Annotated in this window: 12 protein-coding genes; 8 read left to right on the top strand and 4 right to left on the bottom strand. The window is 57.9% G+C overall.

All coding sequences use genetic code 11. The features are described 5' to 3' along the window. Positions 1-67: 67 nt before the first annotated feature. From C1896_10350 to C1896_10340, 3 genes are read right to left on the bottom strand one after another with little or no spacing between them, the layout of a single operon-like run. Complete coding sequence (locus C1896_10350; protein AZZ45266.1) at positions 68-829, bottom strand: DNA polymerase III subunit epsilon; 762 nt, start codon at positions 827-829, stop codon at positions 68-70. A gap of 12 nt (positions 830-841) precedes the next feature. Continuing rightward, positions 842-1,294 (bottom strand): ribonuclease HI, encoded by a 453-nt coding sequence (locus tag C1896_10345; GenBank protein AZZ45265.1) that lies wholly within the window; start codon positions 1,292-1,294, stop codon positions 842-844. A gap of 17 nt (positions 1,295-1,311) precedes the next feature. Continuing rightward, positions 1,312-2,067 (bottom strand): SAM-dependent methyltransferase, encoded by a 756-nt coding sequence (locus C1896_10340; GenBank protein ID AZZ45264.1) that lies wholly within the window; start codon positions 2,065-2,067, stop codon positions 1,312-1,314. Between the two features lie 112 nt (positions 2,068-2,179). On the opposite strand from C1896_10340, the gene gloB reads away from it, so the two are divergent. Both gloB and C1896_10330 read left to right on the top strand, forming a co-directional pair. Continuing rightward, positions 2,180-2,959: a hydroxyacylglutathione hydrolase gene (gene gloB / locus C1896_10335; protein ID AZZ45263.1), complete on the top strand. Its 780-nt coding sequence runs from the start codon at positions 2,180-2,182 to the stop codon at positions 2,957-2,959. Between the two features lie 253 nt (positions 2,960-3,212). Further along, complete coding sequence (locus C1896_10330) at positions 3,213-4,610, top strand: lytic transglycosylase (GenBank protein AZZ45262.1); 1,398 nt, start codon at positions 3,213-3,215, stop codon at positions 4,608-4,610. Positions 4,611-4,642: 32 nt separating this feature from the next. On the opposite strand, the gene C1896_10325 is transcribed toward C1896_10330, so the two are convergent. After that, positions 4,643-6,064, bottom strand: coding sequence for a histidine kinase (locus C1896_10325; GenBank protein AZZ47618.1), 1,422 nt, complete (start codon positions 6,062-6,064; stop codon positions 4,643-4,645). Between the two features lie 162 nt (positions 6,065-6,226). Here C1896_10325 and C1896_10320 point away from each other — a divergent pair, with 162 nt between their 5' ends. Genes C1896_10320 through C1896_10295 form a run of 6 tightly spaced genes read left to right on the top strand, consistent with a single transcriptional unit; the run spans position 6,227 to position 14,456 of the window. Then, positions 6,227-8,059, top strand: coding sequence for an ABC transporter substrate-binding protein (locus C1896_10320; GenBank protein AZZ47617.1), 1,833 nt, complete (start codon positions 6,227-6,229; stop codon positions 8,057-8,059). Beyond that, entirely contained in the window at positions 8,056-9,933 is a 1,878-nt protein-coding gene (locus C1896_10315) for a hypothetical protein (GenBank protein AZZ45261.1), read from the top strand. The genes C1896_10320 and C1896_10315 overlap by 4 nt, the downstream gene beginning before the upstream one ends. Before the next feature lie 2 nt (positions 9,934-9,935). Beyond that, positions 9,936-11,009, top strand: a complete 1,074-nt coding sequence (locus C1896_10310) for a microcin C ABC transporter permease YejB (protein ID AZZ45260.1) — start codon at positions 9,936-9,938, stop codon at positions 11,007-11,009. Between the two features lies 1 nt (position 11,010). Then, positions 11,011-12,030, top strand: coding sequence for an ABC transporter permease (locus C1896_10305; GenBank protein ID AZZ45259.1), 1,020 nt, complete (start codon positions 11,011-11,013; stop codon positions 12,028-12,030). 1 nt (position 12,031) lies between these two features. Continuing rightward, positions 12,032-13,681, top strand: a complete 1,650-nt coding sequence (locus C1896_10300; GenBank protein AZZ45258.1) for a microcin ABC transporter ATP-binding protein — start codon at positions 12,032-12,034, stop codon at positions 13,679-13,681. Continuing rightward, positions 13,662-14,456 (top strand): enoyl-[acyl-carrier-protein] reductase FabI, encoded by a 795-nt coding sequence (locus tag C1896_10295; protein ID AZZ45257.1) that lies wholly within the window; start codon positions 13,662-13,664, stop codon positions 14,454-14,456. Before C1896_10300 ends, C1896_10295 begins: the two co-directional genes overlap by 20 nt. Positions 14,457-14,501 lie beyond the last annotated feature (45 nt).

Here is a 14,501-nt window from a genome sequence, read left to right as displayed (position 1 = left end):
CAAGCACCAAGCTAGAATTTATTGCGTGGCGCGCCGAAGCGTCTGTGAGCGCGTCGACGCCGACGCCTCAGACCGGCAATGCTTCCGCCTCGTTGTGGACGGGTTGCTCCAACTGAACCCAGAGTGGCACGGCACCCGCTGCCCTCTCGATCGCCTGCATGCGTGCCGCATGCGCAGCGACTTCTTCGGCATTGGCGCGGATCACCAAGGTACCGGGGCGGTCAGCTGGCAACCGGCGGATAGGCGCAGGCTGCTGACGGCCGCCACTTTCGGAGCCGGCACCGTCACCCGCCAGGGACAGGTTGGTTTGCCCACCCGTCATTGTCAGGTAAACGTCGGCGAGGATCTCCGCATCGAGCAGCGCGCCGTGAAGATCGCGACCCGAGTTGTCGACCCCATAGCGTTTACACAACGCATCAAGGCTGTTGCGCTGGCCAGGATGCCGTTCACGGGCCATCAGCAGGGTATCGAGGATGCTGCAGTGATCGCTTAGCTCGGTACGATCCTGCTGACCAAGCAGGGCAAATTCGTTATTGATGAATCCAACGTCGAACGCTGCATTATGGATGATTAGTTGGGCGCCCTTTATGAATTCGAAGAACTCATCGGCAACCTCCCTGAACCGAGGCTTATCGGTCAGAAACTCATTAGTTATCCCGTGAACAGCGATGGCGCCCTCGTCCACCTCACGATCCGGCTGCAGATAGACGTGATAATGCCGGCCGGTAAGGCGCCGGCCGATGACCTCAACACAGCCTATCTCGATGATCCGGTGACCATCGGTTACTGGCATACCAGTGGTTTCGGTATCGAGTACTACGCTACGCATATTTCACATTACTCAGGCAGGTTGTCGTTTGGCTTGTACTACGCCGCGATTGGCCAGGAGATCGGCGTGCTCGTTCCCCGGGTGCCCCGTATGTCCACGGACCCACTGCCAACTCACCTGATGGCGATTGACCTGCTCATCCAACAGCCGCCAGAGATCAGCATTTTTGACAGGTTGTTTGGCGGCGGTCTTCCAGCCGCGCTTCTTCCAGTTGGGCATCCAGTCATTGATGCCCTGCATAACGTATTGGGAGTCGGTTACCAACTTTACCTGGCAAGGCCGCTTCAGCTCTTCCAGTGCACGGATGGCAGCCATCAACTCCATGCGGTTGTTGGTGGTTTCCGCCTCGCCACCCCAGAGTTCTCGCTCCACGCCCTTGTAGAGCAGCAGCGCACCCCAGCCGCCCGGGCCAGGATTGCCCTTGCAGGCGCCGTCCGTATAGATCTCGACCGTTTCGTCACTCATGAGAAATTCTTTGCCTTTTACTGTTCGGCATCCCGGCGACTGACTTTCGCTACGGGCATCGGTAGCAGCTGCCCCATGCGCTCACGACGGCTTTGCCGCACTGGTCGCAGGCCTACCATGAGCTTTCGTGCCACTAGCAGGTAGAAACCGCCCGTAGGCAATTGCGACCTTTGTGCCGCTGTCTCCAGGCCGGATAACCGCGCCCGCCATTGGCTCGACGAAAGCGGCGGACAATAGCATCCGAACTGCCGTTTCTCCAGCGAGAATCCAAGCAGGTTCAACCAGTCACCTACTCGCGTCGGACGGATGCAACGAGCGTGGCGAAACGCCTTGCGTGACAGCAAGCGTGTCGCACCCCAGGCACTCCAAGGATTGATCCCAACGATCAGCAAATGCCCTCCCGGCCGGACGCTGCGGGCGGCTTCACGCAGCAGGGCATGCGGCGACAAGCTGAAATCCAGACCATGCTGAAGCACAACAACGTCAGCAGCATGTTCGCCGATCGGCCAGGATTGCTCCTCGCAGATGATTTCAACACCTCCAAGTGGCGGCCCTAGGCGAACGCTGCGTTTGATCTTCTGCGGCTCGATCGCCGTATTGGCAAATGGCCCGTAATGCACCAGGTAGCTGCCAAAACACCGCGACAGCTGCTGATTGATCACCAACTGCTCGTGTTCAAGCAGTTGTCGCCCTGACGGACCAGCGAACCAAGCACTGGCATTGTCCATCAGCGACAGCCAGCGTTCGTCCGACTTTGCACAAGACTCACTCATGGCTAGCCTCCATTCGTCGGTTTGGCGGACCCGATCAATACGCCCTATCGGTTCAACTCTCCAGTTCGGCTGTTAGGATGCGCTTTTGCTAATGACTTGGCGACCCGTGCATATGTTGAAGATAGACGCTCTGCCCGCCTTCACCGACAACTACATCTGGTTGCTTCAGGATCCTCAAAGGCGTCTCTGCGCAGCGGTAGACCCGGGTGAGGCTAGCCCTGTTCAGCAGTGGCTGGACGCTCGCCCCGGCTGGCAATTGACTGACATTCTGATCACTCATCACCACCACGACCATGTAGGCGGCGTCGAGCAGCTCAAGGCCCAATATGGCGCGACGGTCTATGGCCCAGCGAACGAAAATATACCGGCCAGAGATCATGCGCTGGTCGACGGGCAGCGCATCCGCATTCTCGGCCAGGAATTAGAAGTTTTTGAGGTTCCGGGGCATACCAGCGGTCACATTGCCTATTTTCATGATGACGCCAAAGCGCCCTGGTTATTGAGCGGCGATACGCTGTTTGCCGCAGGTTGTGGCCGCCTGTTCGAGGGCACCGCCATCCAAATGTTCACATCACTGCAACGGCTTGCCGCACTGCCTGCAACTACCAAGATCTATTGCACCCATGAATACACGCTGAGCAATCTGCGGTTTGCTCAGGCAGTCGAACCGGAAAACCTTGATATCGCTGAACGCCTCGAACAGGTCGTCCGCCTGCGTGAGGCAAAGCGCATCACGCTGCCTTCGGACTTGGGTGCCGAACAAACCACCAACCCCTTCCTGCGCTGCAGGGAGCCCGGAGTGGTAGCCGCAGCAAATCGGCATGCCGATCGGCCACTGGAGACAGCGGAAGCCGTGTTCACAGTACTTCGAGGGTGGAAAGACAGCTTTTAATGAAGATCGACCAGTCGCCAAAAACCGAGGCGTCGGGTTGACCCACCGGAGCGGCGTTCCTACACTCCCTCGAATTTGCGCCTAGGGAGCCCATCAGCCAATGCCGTCTGACTCTACGAACAGCCCACAGCCGGACGCCTTGGCAGCCTCCGGCCGGGCCCTGGCGCTAGCAATCTGTGTCGCTATAACCGGCTGCCAGAGCACCTCCCCCCGAGCCCCGACGGACAGCGATGCCCGCACCAGGGCAGTGCCGATGGTGCAGGACACCCTGTGGCTCACGGAGAAAGCGCCGGCAGAGCCGACCCATGCGGACATATGGGATCGCATCAGGCATGGATTCAAGCTACAGGACCATCTGGAAAGCAATCCGCGCATCGAGCAACAGCGCCTCCTTTTTTCCAGCCGACCGAATTCCATCGAGATGGCAAGCGAGCGAGGCAGCCCTTACATCCATTACATCGTGGAACAGCTCGAAGAACGCGACATGCCCCTCGAGCTGGCACTGCTGCCCATTATCGAGAGCGCGTACAACCCGTTTGCTTATTCTCCGGCTCAGGCAGTCGGCCTTTGGCAGTTCATCCCTTCAACAGGCCGCCACTTTAATCTGCAACAGACCAGCTGGTATGACGGCAGACGCGACATCACTGCGTCCACCACCGCAGCGCTGCGCTATCTGACCTATCTACATGGCCTGTTCAGCGACGACTGGTTGCTTGCGCTGGCTGCCTATAATGCCGGCGAGGGAACCGTCAGCCGCGCCATAGAGCGAAACCAGAAACTCGGCCTGCCGACGGACTACTGGAATCTGCCCCTTCCTCGAGAAACTCGCGATTACGTACCAAAACTGCTGGCGCTTTCGCAGATGGTGCAAAGCCCTGATGCATATGGACTAAATCTGAACCCCATCGCTAACGAGCCTTATTTTGAAGTAGTCGCGTTGAAACAGCGCATGGAGCTCGCCAGGGTCGCCGACATGGTGGATCTGGACGAAGACGAGATCTACCAGCTGAACCCTGCGTTTACTCGGCGCATTACGCTGGACGGCCCGCAGCACCTGCTGGTCCCAAGCGACAAGGCCGAGATGTTTGCGGCCAACCTTGCGCTGATGAAACCGCAGGATATGGTTGACTGGCAGCAATACAAGGTACGTCCTGGTGACACGCTGGGCGCAATCGCCAACCGGCATCGCCTATCAGTCAACATCATTCGTGATATCAATCGCCTGCGCAGCGATCACCTGCAGATCGGGCAAGTGCTGAGCATTCCGCAATCAGCCGGCGCGGCACAGTCTCAGGAATTGCTCCACGCGGTTGCGAGAAGCCAGCCGGCACCGCGTAGCTACCGCGTGCGCCAAGGTGACAACCTCTGGGAAATCGCCAAAGCACAGAAGGTTTCGGTCCGTGATCTGCAGCGCTGGAACAACCTGTCAGGCAGCAATCTCAAAGTTGGACAGGCACTCTTTCTCCAGGCTGCCGGCAATAACCAGCAGACCAAACCCGCGCCGACCTACTACAAGGTCAAGAAAGGTGATTCGCTTTATGTGATCGCTAAACGCTTCAATGTTCAAGTCAACAACTTGAAGACCTGGAACCCCAGAGACAGCGCGATGCTGAAACCGGGCCAGACCCTTACGCTGTACATTCCACGCTGAGCTTCGGCGCGCAAAGGTTTAGGCGGCCCTGCTCAATTGCGCTTGCTCAGTGCATCGAGACAGCGCCCGGCCAGCTGGGTAAATCGCTGAAAGGCGACAAACTGCTCGTGTTTCAGCGCTCTACCGGATACGCGATTGTCGGCATAGAGCACGCCGATCTCACGCGTGCCCGCCATTAATGGCGCAATGAAAAACATGCCTTTTCCCAACTGTTGGCGAAGCGGCAAACTCACCAGCTCGTCGAGGTTATAGCTTGCCGGAATGCCCATCCACAGTGGCTGACGCTGGCGCAGTACATAACTGAAGATGTGCGACTGGCCTGACGGATCAACGGGCAACACGAATTGCTCAAGCCAGGACTGAGTTTGATCACCCACTGCACACTTAGCACGGAACGACCGCTGCTGATCGGCAAGAACGGTGAGCATAACGCGCTCCAGCCCTGCGCCTTGGTGCAGCCCCTTGAGCAACGTATCGAGTATCAAACCGACATCACCCCGATTGGTGGCCATCATGCCGAGGTCCTGCATGGCCTGCTGCATCAATAGCAGGTCAGGCTGCAAGAGGCTCGCGGCGCGCTGTGCCTGCTGCAATTGAACCTGTTCCGGGTCAGTGGACGGTATCAGCTTGCCCAGTCGACTGGCACCAAAAGTAGTCGCAACGTTCACCGCCTCGTCCGCGCTAGCAAGGACTTGCTGCATCGCATCCGCTTCAGAGATGCCGCTGAAATCGGCTAACTCCTTGACCAGCCCTTCCATTTCCGGGCAGCCCCACCCATTCAAGGCCGCTGCGCCAATGCGAACCCCCAGGCTTACGGAGTGCACTGCGGGATCCCGAAGATTGCCCGCCCCATGAGCGAAGCTTGCCAACTCACCGATATTCCAGCTCTTGATCAGACCGAGGTTAAGCTGGCGAAAACTGGTACCAAGCACCTGCTCGACAGCTTGATCGTGATCCGTGCCGGCCGCCAAGGCATCACCCAACTCATCGGCCTGCTGGCCACCGCAGCCCCAGAACGCGAGCTCGCCCACCTCGTGCAGCAACGCGGCGATGAAAACCTCTTCCTCATGCTTGGTCAGAACGTAGCCGGCAATGTTGCGTGCCTGCACCGCCGCATGAAAGGACCGGGCGAGCAATTCCTGCAGCTGTTGTCGCGGCGTACGATCCAGTAAACCGTCGATCAGGCTGACCGAAAGACTGATCAGCCGGACGTTATCGAAGCCGATCATGACGATGGCTCGAGAGATGGTCTTGATCGTTTCCTGGGACGGGTTGTAGTAACTGCTATTGCCAACCCGAAGCACCTTCGACGTCAGGGCTGCATCGCGCAGGAGCACGTCCGCCAGCTGCTGAACAGACGCATGCTCTTGCTCGGTAATCCGCTGAAGATCCTGCACGACCGCCGCCAACGCCGGCAGTTCGGATTGGTTCAGGCGGTCTATCCAGGCCTGCAGACCGTAACTGGTTTCACTCAAAATTTGAGACCTCACCCAAGGATCGGGCGGCTGAAGGGAAAGGCAGTTTGCCCAGATGGCCGGCCTTTTTCCAGCGGATACAAGCTGTTACTGTAGCCGGCCGAAAAGACCGAAAGCGCCATGGATCGGATTCACCGTTTGATGCGACCCATCCTATTACTGTTGAGCTGTCTGGGACTGAGCTTTCCGTCGTTCGCCACCATCAGCGAAAGCCACGGTTATGCGCAGTTCGGCACCCTTAAATATGCGGAAGACTTTACTCATTTCGATTGGGTGAACCCCGATGCGCCTAAGGGTGGCAACGTGCGGCTGATGGCTTCCGGCACGTTTGACACGCTGAATCCTTACACATTCAAGGGAACCAGCCCAACCGCAACACCTGGCTTTTTCCAGTATGGCGTCTCTGAACTGAACGAGCCGCTGATGGTTGGGACAGGCGTCTATGATCCATCAGGCGACGAACCCGCTTCAGCGTACGGCCTGATCGCCGAGACCATCGAGTATAGCGACAACCATAGTTGGGTGGTTTTCAACCTGCGCGACTCGGCGCGCTTTCACGACGGTCGCCCGATCACGGCTTACGACGTTGCATTTTCTTATCGGCTGTTGATCAAAGATGGTCACCCGAGCTACCGCACCGATCTGCAGGGCGTTGATCGCGTCGACATACTTAATCGCCATCGCATTCGTTTCGTGTTCGACAAACCGGGCCAGCCGTTGCTGATTATGCGCCTGGGTGAATTGCCGGTGCTGCCGCAACACTATTGGAAGGACCGGGATTTCCGCGCAACCACGTTCGAGCCACCATTGGGCAGTGGCCCTTACAGAATCAGCGATGTTCAGCCAGGACGGCGCGTCACCTTCGAGAAAGTGAAGAACTGGTGGGGTAGTGATCTCCCCGCCAATCGCGGTAAGTACAACTTCAATCGGGTCGACGTGGAGTTCTATCGCGACACGACTGTCGCCTTCGAAGCCTTTAAGGTCGGTGAGTTCGACTACTACATCGAGCACCAAGCAAAAAACTGGGCCAATGGCTATCAATTCCCTGCGGTTCTGCGCGGTGACGTGATTCGCGCAGAGATTCCGCACGAAATCCCTACCCAGACCCAGGCAATGTTCATGAACGCGCGTCGTTCGACCTTTGCCGACATCAGGGTGCGGCAGGCTTTGGGCCTGCTGTTCGACTTCGAGTGGACTAACCGCGCCCTGTTCTATGGGGCCTACCAGCGCAGCGAAAGCTACTATCCGAACAGCGTGTTCTCCGCGACCGGCACACCAGAAGGTGGGGAATGGCTCCTGCTCTCGCCATTCAGGGAGCAACTTCCGGCGCAGCTCTTCACCGAGCCATTCAAATTACCGAAAACGGACGGGCGCGGAATTCCACGCGACACTTTGCGCAAGGCGCTGGCTTTGCTCGGGGATGCCGGCTGGAAGCTGACGCCCGACGGCCTTCGAGACAAGGCGGGGCGCCCATTCAGCTTCGAGATTCTGCTGGTCAATCCGGGGCTCGAGCGGATACTTCAGCCCTATGTGGAAAACCTGTCGCGGATCGGCATATCAGCCCGCCTGCGAACTGTCGATGGCGCGCAGTACAAGCAGCGGCTTGATCAGTATGACTACGACATGATCTTGACCACACTCGGGCAGAGTCTCAGCCCTGGGCTGGAACAGTGGCTGTATTTCCATTCAAGCCAGGTGAACGTAAAGGGCGGTCGCAACTACGCCGGCGTCGCCAACCCCATCGTCGACTCAATGATCGAGAAGCTGCTTGCGGCGAAGACCCGTGACGAGCAGATAGCCGCCACACGCGCTATCGACCGCGTTCTGCTCTGGAATCACTACACCATCCCCAATTGGTACATCAGTTACCACCGTCTGGCATACCGTAATCGGTTTGCCCACGTCACCACACCGCCCTACACGCTGGGATTGCGCGCGTGGTGGTTGAAGGACCTGGAGGAGAAGGCTCAATGACAAGCAAGATACGTCGGGTGTTTCTACAAGCGGGCACCTTCGCCCTACTCTCCCTCACGGGCCTGGCCGAAGCGGCACCGCAGCATGCGCTGACCTTGTATGGTGAGCTGCCCAAATATCCGTCTGACTTTTCTCATTTTGAGTATGTCAATCCGGACGCCCCCAAAGGCGGAACGCTGCGCCAGGCAGGTTTCGGCAGTTTTGATTCGCTCAACCCGTTCATCAACAAAGGCGTAGCTGCGGATGACATAGGCCTTGTCTATGACACGCTGACGACTAACAGCCTTGACGAGCCCTTCACGGTTTATGGCCTGCTCGCAGAAAAGATCGAGAAAGGACCAAACAATGAGTGGGTGCGTTTCTACCTGCGGCCCGAGGCGAAGTTTCATGACGGCGAGCCGGTTGAAGCTGAGGACGTCGTGTTCACTTTCGAAACGCTGATCAGCAAGGGCGCGCCGCATTACCGTGGCTACTACGCTGACGTCGAAAAAGCCGTGATAGAAGGCCCGCGTCGCGTCCGGTTCGATTTCAAGCATGCAGGGAATCGAGAGCTGCCGCTGATCCTCGGCCAGCTGCCCGTCCTGCCGAAGCATTGGTGGGCAGACAAAGATTTCGCCTCTGGCAGCATGGAAGCCCCGTTGGGCAGCGGGCCCTATCGCATCGAGCGAGCAGAAGCGGGTCGCTCAGTCCGTTATGCCCGCGTCGAAGATTACTGGGGCAAAAACCTCGCGGTGAACCGAGGTTTCTATAACTTTGATCACGTCAACATCGATTACTACCGCGATAACACCGTAGCGCTCCAGGCTTTCAAGGCTGGTCACTTCGATTACTGGCTGGAGACGAGCGCGAAGAACTGGGCCACTGCCTATGATATCGAGGCCGTCAAAGACGGGCGGATCCTCAAGGAGGAGATCGCCAATCACAATCCCCAAGGCATGCAGGGATTCATATTCAACACCCGCAGAGGCCGATTGCAGGATCAAAGGGTTCGAGAAGCCCTGGCGCTGCTCTTCGATTTCGAATGGACAAATCGCCAATTATTCAATGGTGCCTACACACGCACCACCAGCTATTTCGATAACTCCGAGCTGGCGTCCTCGGGCCTGCCCAGTGAGCAGGAGTTGAGCATCCTCGAACCACTACGCGGCAAAATTCCGGATCAGGTATTCGAAAAACCTTTCGAACTGCCACAAACCAACGCCGATGGCATCATCCGAGCACAGCAGCGCCGGGCCTACGAGCTGCTTACGGCAGCCGGCTGGAAGATTGAAAACGACCAGATGGTGGACGCCAAGGGCAAGCCGGTCAAACTCGAGTTTCTGTTATTGCAAGCAGACTTCGAGCGCGTGCTGCTGCCCTACAAGCGTAACCTCGCCAGCCTGGGCATCGACCTTGAGCTCCGCCGCGTCGACGTATCGCAATACATCAACCGGCTGCGTTCTCGTGACTACGACATGATTGTCAGCGGGTTCGGTCAGTCGAGCTCGCCAGGCAATGAGCAACGTGAATACTGGCATTCGGCGAGTGCCGATAATCCAGGAAGCCGCAATTACATCGGGCTGAAAGACCCCGCCATCGATGTGCTAGTCGAAAAGCTGATTGCCGCTGACTCGCGGGACGAGTTGATTACACGCACTCGTGCGCTGGACCGTGTATTGCTCGCAGGTCACTACGTAATTCCGAACTGGCACATCAAGACCTGGCGTGTCGCGTACTGGAACCATCTCGCACACCCAGAGATAACGCCACGTTATGATGTCGCCCTGATGACCTGGTGGAACAAGCCAGACGTAGACAAGCCCGAGCCGGAACCGCTTGAAGACGAGCCAGCGACCGAAACCGATACCAGCGTCACCCGTACGACGGAACAATAGGCATGCTCGCGTACATTTTCCGGCGCCTACTGCTGATCATCCCAACTCTGTTCGGCATCTTGCTGATCAATTTCATCATCATTCAGGCCGCACCTGGCGGCCCCGTCGAACAGGCGATTGCCAAGCTGGAGGGCTTCGAAGGCGCAACCAGCCGGATCGCCGGCGGAGGATCCGAAGTCGCGACTGGGAGCAACAGCTATCGAGGCGGGCAAGGCCTGGACCCTGACCTGATAGCCGAAATCGAACGCCTGTACGGCTTCGACAAGCCGGCACCAGAACGCTTCTGGATCATGCTCAGCAACTACTTGCGGCTGGATTTCGGTGAAAGTTTTTTCCGCGATGCCAGCGTGACCGATCTGATTATCGAAAAAATGCCGGTGTCGATCTCGCTGGGGCTATGGAGCACGCTCATCATGTACTTGGCATCGATCCCACTAGGGATCGCTAAGGCAACTCGACATGGCAGTGCATTCGACGTCTGGACCAGTTCGGCCATCATCATTGGCTATGCAATACCTGCGTTCCTGTTCGCCATCCTGCTGATCGTGCTGTTCGCCGGAGGCAGTTATTGGAACTGGTTCCCACTGAGGGGGCTGACCTCCGGAAACTTTGAAGAGCTTTCGCTCACCGGCAAGATCATCGACTACTTCTGGCATCTTGCGCTTCCCGTTACGGCATTGGTGATCGGAAATTTCGCGACGCTCACCTTGCTGACGAAAAACAGCTTCCTCGATGAAATAAACAAGCAGTACGTCATCACGGCACGCGCCAAAGGCTTGAGCAAAAATCGCGTGTTGTATGGCCACGTGTTCCGTAACGCAATGCTGATCATTATTGCTGGCTTCCCCTCAGCATTTATCGGCATGTTTTTCACCGGCTCACTGCTGATCGAGGTCATTTTCTCGCTAGACGGCCTTGGCCTGCTTAGTTTCGAGGCAGCCATCAATCGTGATTATCCCGTCGTGTTCGGCACGCTTTTCCTCTTCACCTTGCTCGGTCTGGTGGTCAAGCTCATCGGCGACCTGACCTATACGCTCGTCGATCCCCGAATCGACTTCGAAAGCAGGGAGGCTTGAGATGAAGCTTTCGCCGCTGAACCAGCGCCGGTTCGCCCTGTTCAAGGCCCACAAGCGCGGCTGGTGGTCACTGTGGATCTTTCTGACCCTGTTCGTACTCAGCCTAGGCGCCGAGCTGATTGCCAACGACAAGCCGATCGTGGTTCGTTTCGATGGCGACTGGTATGTGCCCGTGTTCAAGCGCTATCCAGAGACCGTCTTCGGGGGCGAGTTTCCACTGCAGGCCAACTACAAAGGACCTTACATTCAGGAACTGATCGAGAAGAAAGGTGGCTGGATGGTCTGGCCGCCGATTCCCTTTCATCATTCCAGTATCAACTACGATCTGCAGGTACCCGCTCCCGCCCCGCCATCCTGGGAGAACTGGCTAGGCACCGATGACCAGGGGCGCGACGTGCTCGCAAGAGTCATCTACGGCTTTCGGATCTCGGTTTTGTTTGCGCTGACCCTGACACTTATCAGCTCGGTGATCGGCGTAATTGCCGGCGCGCTGCAGGGTTTCTACGGCGGCTGGGTCGACCTCGTTGGTCAGCGAGTCCTGGAAATATGGTCCGGCCTGCCGGTGCTCTATCTGCTGATCATCCTTGCAAGCTTTGTGCAGCCGAACTTCTGGTGGCTGCTCGGCATCATGCTGTTGTTCTCCTGGATGAGCCTGGTCGATGTAGTTCGGGCTGAGTTCCTACGCGGCCGTAATCTCGAATACGTACGGGCAGCACGCGCCCTGGGCATGCGCAACGGCGCAATCATGTTCCGCCACATTCTGCCCAACGCGATGGTGTCGACCATGACCTTCATGCCATTCATCCTCACAGGAGCGATCGGCACCCTGACCGCCTTGGATTTCCTTGGCTTCGGCTTGCCGCCTGGCGCGCCTTCGCTGGGTGAGCTAGTCGCACAAGGCAAGGCGAATCTGCAGGCGCCGTGGCTGGGCATTAGCGCATTCATGGTGCTAGCCGTCATGCTGACCCTCCTGGTGTTTATCGGAGAGGCTGCTCGCGATGCTTTCGACCCAAGGAAATAGCATGACCGAGAACCTTATCGAGGTCCGCGATCTGGCCGTCGAGTTCGTCACGAATGGTCAGGCCCAGCGCGTGGTGACGGGTGTGAGCTTCGATATCCGCAAAGGCGAGACGCTGGCGCTGGTTGGCGAAAGCGGATCCGGCAAATCCGTCACGGCGCACTCGATCCTGCGGCTGCTGCCATACCCCCTCGCACAGCATCCGGTAGGTGAAATTCGCTATGGTGGTGAGGACTTGCTCAAAGCGAGCGAAAAACGCATGCGCGGTATACGCGGCGACCGCATCGCGATGGTGTTCCAGGAGCCGATGACCTCGCTGAACCCGCTGCACACCATTGGCAAGCAGATCAATGAGGTGCTGCAGATTCACAAGGGGCTCAACGGCAAGGCAGCTACAGCCCGTACCCTTGAGCTGCTTGAGCTGGTTGGAATACCCGAGCCTACCAAGCGAATCCGAGCCTACCCTCACGAACTTTCGGGCGGCCAGCGCCAGCGCGTCGTAATCGCCATGGCTCTGGCAAACGAACCCGAGTTACTGATCGCCGACGAACCCACCACTGCACTGGACGTCACAGTGCAACTGAAAATACTCGAGCTGCTCAAGGAGCTGCAGGCCCGACTAGGCATGGCTCTGCTGCTGATCAGTCACGACCTGAACCTGGTTCGCCGAATCGCTCACCATGTATGTGTCATGAAGAGCGGTTGTGTCGTCGAACAGGCACCTTGCGAGGAATTGTTCCGATCACCGCAGCATCCCTATACACGGGAACTGCTCGGGGCAGAACCTAGCGGCGGACCGGTGCCGGTTGAGCCCTCGTCGGCATCACTGCTGGAAGTGAATGATCTGCGGGTCTGGTTCCCTATCAAGAAGGGGCTTTTCAGGCACACCGTCGACCATATCAAGGCAGTAGATGGCGTCACGTTCAACCTGCCGAAAGGTCAGACGCTGGGCATCGTCGGCGAAAGCGGCTCGGGGAAATCCACGCTGGGTTTGGCTATTCTGCGTCTGCTTTCGAGCAGCGGCGAAATCCGCTTCCAGGGCCATGCGCTTGAGGCGATGTCACAACGGGCGGTACGTCCATTGCGCCGGCAAATGCAGGTCGTGTTTCAGGATCCTTTCGGCAGTCTGAGCCCTCGCATGTCGGTGGGGCAGATCGTTGGAGAGGGGCTCAGTATCCATGGCTTGGGTTCGGCCGAGGAGCAAGCGCAAGCAATCATCGATGCACTGGTCGAGGTTGGACTCGACCCAGAAAGTCGGCACCGTTACCCCCATGAGTTTTCGGGAGGCCAACGGCAGCGAATCGCCATTGCCAGGGCCTTGGTCCTCAAGCCTGATCTGATCCTGCTTGATGAACCAACCTCGGCATTGGATCGAACCGTACAGCGGCAAGTAGTCGAGCTACTGCGCTCACTTCAGGCCAAGTACAACCTGACCTACCTGTTCATCAGCCACGACTTGGCAGTGGTTCGGGCGCTGAGCCATCAGATGATGGTGGTCAAGCAAGGTAAGGTCGTTGAGCAGGGAATGGCAGAAGCAATCTTCGCCGCTCCCCAACATCCATATACACAACAGTTACTGGAATCAGCGTTCATGGTCCCAGCTACTGATGAACAACCAGAAGAGGGACAAGCACATGGGTTTTCTAACCGGTAAGCGCGTATTGATCGTCGGCGTCGCCAGCAAGCTGTCGATTGCCTCCGGAATCGCCGCGGCCATGCATCGTGAGGGCGCCGAGCTGGCTTTCACCTATCAAAATGAAAAGCTCAAGGGCCGCGTCGAGGAGTTCGCTGCTGGCTGGGGCTCGGGGCCGGAGTTGTGCTTTCCTTGTGATGTCGCCAGCGACGACGAGATCGTCAAGGTATTCGAAGAGCTCGGCAAAAAGTGGGACGGTCTGGACGGTATCGTTCACTCAGTCGGCTTTGCTCCGGGCGATCAGCTCGACGGCGACTTTACCGAGGTCACTACACGTGACGGCTTCCGCATCGCCCATGACATCAGCGCCTACAGCCTCGTCGCGCTGGCCAAGGCTGGACGTCCGATGATGAAGGGGCGCAATGGCAGCATCCTCACGCTCTCCTACCTCGGCGCTGAACGCACCATGCCCAACTACAACGTAATGGGCATGGCCAAGGCCAGTCTCGAGGCAGGTGTTCGCTACCTCGCCGGCAGCCTGGGCCCAGAGGGCACTCGCGTCAACGCTGTGTCCGCTGGCCCAATCCGTACGCTGGCAGCCTCTGGGATCAAAAGCTTCCGCAAGATGCTGGCGGCCAACGAAAAGCAGACGCCGCTACGCCGCAATGTCACCATTGACGAGGTCGGCAATGCGGGTGCCTTCCTCTGTTCAGATCTGGCTTCCGGTATTAGTGGCGAAGTTCTCTATGTCGACGGTGGTTTCAACACCACTGCGATGGGCGCAATGGAAGACTGATCCACCCGGCGCTATAAAAAAACCCGCATATGGATGCGGGTTTTT

The sequence above is a fragment of the Pseudomonadaceae bacterium SI-3 genome (assembly GCA_004010935.1).
In the GTDB taxonomy this organism is placed as follows: Bacteria; Pseudomonadota; Gammaproteobacteria; order Pseudomonadales; family Pseudomonadaceae; genus Stutzerimonas.
Note: the sequence above shows the minus strand (reverse complement) of the source record. Positions and strands in the feature narration are given on the sequence as shown.